Origin of the sequence: Burkholderia sp. lig30 (assembly GCF_000687455.2) — a bacterium.
In the GTDB taxonomy this organism is placed as follows: Bacteria; Pseudomonadota; Gammaproteobacteria; order Burkholderiales; family Burkholderiaceae; genus Burkholderia.
Map to the genome: position 1 here is coordinate 1 of NZ_JGVW01000009.1, position 3,857 is coordinate 3,857.

The window sequence follows — 3,857 nt, forward strand, 5'->3', positions numbered from 1 at the left end:
CTCGCCGACGCGATGGGCGAGCCGCTGCAGCGTCTCGCCCATCGCGTCGGCGAGCCGTGCATGCAAGCCGTCCAGATGGCGCCGGTAGGTGCCGTCCACGAGCAGGTGATGCACGACGTTCGCGGCAAGCTGCGCGTTGCCGAACGACGTCGCGAGCTTCAGGTCGACGAGTGGATCGACCCACTCCGCGCGCGCGGCGATATACCCGCAGCGTATCGCCGCCGACAGTGTCTTCGAGAAACTGCCGATCGACACGACCCGCGCGAGCCCGTCGAAGGCGGCAAGGCGCGGCGCGGGCTCGCGCTCGAAGTCGGCGAAGATGTCGTCCTCGACGATCAGCAGGTCGTGCTCGCCCGCGAGCGTGAGCAGCCGGTGCGCGACCGCCGGCGACAGCGTCGCGCCGGTCGGGTTGTGGATCGCCGCGTTGGTGATGTACAGGCGCGGCCGGTGCTCGGCCAGCGCGCGTTCGAACTGCGCGAGATCCGGGCCGGCGGGCGTGAACGGCACGCTGACGATCCGCGCGCGGTGCGCGCGCAGCAGCGCCTGGAAGTTGAAGTAGCACGGATCGTCGAGCAGCACCGTATCGCCGGGCTCGAGCAGCAGGCGGCACACGAGGTCGAGCGCATGGGTGCCGCCGTCGGTCAGCACGATCTGCCCGGGCTCCGCGTGGATGCCGTGCTGCGCGAGACGCCGCGCCAGTTGCTGGCGCAGCGCCGGCAGCCCGAGCGGCGTCGCGTAGTTGAGGAGCGCGTCGGGCGCGTCGCGCGACACGGCGCGCAGCGCGCGCCGCAGGCTGTCCTCGGGCAGCCACGACGGCGGCAGCCAGCCGCAGCCGGGCTTCGCGACCGCCGCGCCGGCTTCGAGCGACTGGCGCGTCAGCCACAGCGGATCGACTTCGCGGTCGAGGCGCGGCCCGAGATCGGCCAGCGCGAGCGGCGGCGCGTGTCCCGACACGTAGAAGCCCGAGCCGCGCCGCGCGACGAGCACGCCTTCGCCGGCCAGCCGCTCGTAGGCGTCGACGACGGTCGATTTCGATACCTGCAACGCGTCGGCCATCATCCGGATCGACGGCACCCGCGCGCCGGGCGCGAGCGCGCGGCTGGCGATTCGTTCGCGCAAAGCGTGCATCACCGTGTCGACGCGCGTGCGCGCCGGCGCATGCGGGGCAAGGTCGTGAGGGGTGTCGTTCATGTCGGCGGGGCTGAACTGTACGGCGATGTGTCCAGTACAGTTTTGCGGAATTGTATTGCGCTGTAGCTTACGCGCTTTTCCGGCGCGGCGGATCATCGGGTATCCCACCTGATATGGAACTCCGATGCAAAAGACGACCGATGGATGGCTCAGCGGCATGCTGGGCGTGCTCATTTTCAGCGGCTCGCTGCCTGCCACGCGCGTCGCGGTGCAGGGGCTCGACCCGGTATTCCTGACGTTCGCGCGCGCGACCATCGCCGGCGCGCTCGCGCTGGCCCTGCTGCTGGCGTTGCGCCAGGCGCGGCCGGCGCGCGCCGAGATCGTGCCGCTGCTCGTCGTCGCGCTCGGCGTGGTGGTCGGTTTCCCGCTGTTGACCGCGCTCGCGCTGCGGCACGTGACGTCCGCGCATGCGATCGTCTTCATCGGCCTGCTGCCGCTCGCGACCGCATTGTTCGGCGTCTGGCGCGGCGGCGAGCGTCCGCGCCTGCCGTTCTGGCTCTTTTCGGTCGCGGGCAGCGGCGCGGTCGCCGCGTTCGCGATGCGCAACGGCGTCGGCGCGTCGCCGCTCGGCGATGCGCTGATGCTCGCCGCCATCGTCGTGTGCGGCCTCGGTTATGCGGAGGGGGCGCGGCTGTCGCGGCATCTCGGCGGCTGGCAGGTGATCTCGTGGGCGCTCGTGCTGTCGCTGCCAGTGATGATGCCGCTCGCGTGGGTCACGCGGCCCGCGTCGTTCGGCGGCGTCGGTCAGGACGCGCTGTGGGGGCTCGCGTATGTGTCGCTGTTCAGCATGCTGATCGGTTTCGTGTTCTGGTATCGCGGGCTCGCGCTCGGCGGCATCGCGGGCGTCGGGCAGTTGCAGTTGCTGCAGCCGTTCTTCGGCCTCGTGCTGGCCGCCGCGCTGTTGCACGAGCAGGTGCCCGCGTCGATGATCGCCGTCACCGTGGCCATCGTCGCGTGCGTCGCGGGGGCGAAGTATTTCTCGCGTGCGGCGCCGGCAACGGAGGCGGGCCAGCGCAGCGCCGTCATGAACGTGAGCAGGCCGTAAACCGTCTGCCGCGGCCGGCGCGACCCGGCCGCGGCGTCAGCACATCGCGCCGGTCACGCTCACGCGACGTGAGCGACGCCGTACTGCGACGACAGGTAGCGCCGGATATCCGCGGGATCGTTGATGAAGCGCGTTCCGTCGTGTTCCTGAACGGCGATCGCGCCGTCCTTCGGCGTCTGCCCATTGCCGAGCACGAGCACCGGCGCGGACTGATTGTCTTCGCCGATCCGCGCGACGATCGCCTGACGCGGCCTCGGTGCGTCGATGTACTCGACGTCGACCGCGCCGCGAAGCTGCGGATAGAAACTCAACAAGCCTTCGACGGATACCGAGTCGCCGCAGTAAAACGGGCCGTCGGCGTCCTTGAAGAAGCCCGGGCGAAGGATGAACAGGGTGTCTTTCATGGTGTCACTCGCTGCTGGTGGTTGAAGTCGAAAATTCAGGCGAAGGGTGGGGCGATGGAGCGGCGCGCCGCGTCACGCACGGAACGTGACGGGCGCGAAGCCGGGGCGCGCAAGCGGCATCGCCGCGATTCAGGCTTCCGTTCGTGAATGGGCGGCCGCGCGCAGCCGGGCGAAACCGGCTTCGAGGTCGGCGATCATATCGTCCGGGTGTTCGAGGCCCGCGTGAATCCGCAGCAGCTGGCCGTCGTTCGGCCAGCGCGTGGCGGTGCGATGGCGCGCGGGATTGGCCGGGATGACGAGACTTTCGAAGCCGCCCCAGCTGTAACCCATGCCGAAACAGGTCAGGCCGTCGAGCATCGCGCGCATCGCGTCGTCCGGCTGCCGGTGGAGCACCACGCCGAACAGGCCGCACGCACCCGTGAAATCGCGCCGCCACAACGCATGGCCGGCCGCGCCGGGGCGCGCAGGGTACAGGATCTCGGCGACTTCCGGCTGCCGCGCGAGCCAGTCCGTCAGCGCGTTCGCATTGCGCTGGTGCCGCTCGAGTCGAACCGACAGCGTGCGCAGGCCGCGCAGCGCGAGATACGCGTCGTCGCCGCTGACCGTCATCCCCAGCTGCCGATAGCAGCGGCTGATCTTCGGATAGAGCGCCTCGGTCGTCAGGATCGCGCCCGTCAGCACGTCGGAATGGCCGGAAATGTACTTGGTCGCTGCGTGGATCGACACGTCGACGCCATGCTCGAACGACCGGAAATGCAGCGGCGTCCCCCACGTGTTGTCGAGCAGGACGATCGCGCCGTGCCGGTGCGCGGCCCGGCTGATGGCGGGAATGTCCTGCACCTCGAACGTCAGCGAGCCGGGCGACTCGGCAAACACAGCACGCGTGTTGGGCCGCATGAGGCCGGCGATGTCCGCGCCGATCGCCGGATCGTAGTAGGTCGTGTCGATGCCGAGGCGCGCGAGCGTCTCGTCGCAGAACGCGCGGGTCGGGTCGTAGACGGAATCCGTCACCAGCAGGTGGTCGCCGGGGTTGAGCACCGCGAGCAGTGCGGTGGTGATCGCGCTGAGCCCGCTCGGCGTGAGCAGCGTGCCGTGCGCGCCTTCGAGGCGCGCGAGCGCCTCCTCGAGCGCGCGCGTGGTCGGGCTGCCGTGGCGCCCGTACGCGAGCGGCGTGCCGCGAACCGTGTCGAGCGCGGCGACGCTGTGAAACAGCAGCG

4 protein-coding genes are annotated in these 3,857 nt (G+C 70.4%); 1 reads left to right on the plus strand and 3 read right to left on the minus strand.

The window, feature by feature from the left end; genetic code table 11:
* Nucleotides 1-1,191, minus strand: a 1,191-nt coding sequence (locus LIG30_RS00460; RefSeq protein ID WP_038708694.1) for an aminotransferase-like domain-containing protein, incomplete at its 3' end; no start/stop codon positions are given.
* Nucleotides 1,192-1,315: 124 nt separating this feature from the next.
* Here LIG30_RS00460 and LIG30_RS00465 point away from each other — a divergent pair.
* Nucleotides 1,316-2,236: a DMT family transporter gene (locus LIG30_RS00465; RefSeq protein WP_051994808.1), complete on the plus strand. Its 921-nt coding sequence runs from the start codon at nt 1,316-1,318 to the stop codon at nt 2,234-2,236.
* A 59-nt stretch (nt 2,237-2,295) separates the two neighbouring features.
* Here LIG30_RS00465 and LIG30_RS00470 read toward each other — a convergent pair whose 3' ends face one another.
* Nucleotides 2,296-2,640 carry a DUF3088 domain-containing protein gene (locus LIG30_RS00470; protein WP_038708696.1) on the minus strand — a complete coding sequence of 115 codons (345 nt, stop codon included), beginning with the start codon at nt 2,638-2,640 and terminating at the stop codon, nt 2,296-2,298.
* 129 nt (nt 2,641-2,769) lie between these two features.
* Entirely contained in the window at nt 2,770-3,855 is a 1,086-nt protein-coding gene (metC, locus tag LIG30_RS00475; protein ID WP_235510117.1) for a cystathionine beta-lyase, read from the minus strand.
* Nucleotides 3,856-3,857 lie beyond the last annotated feature (2 nt).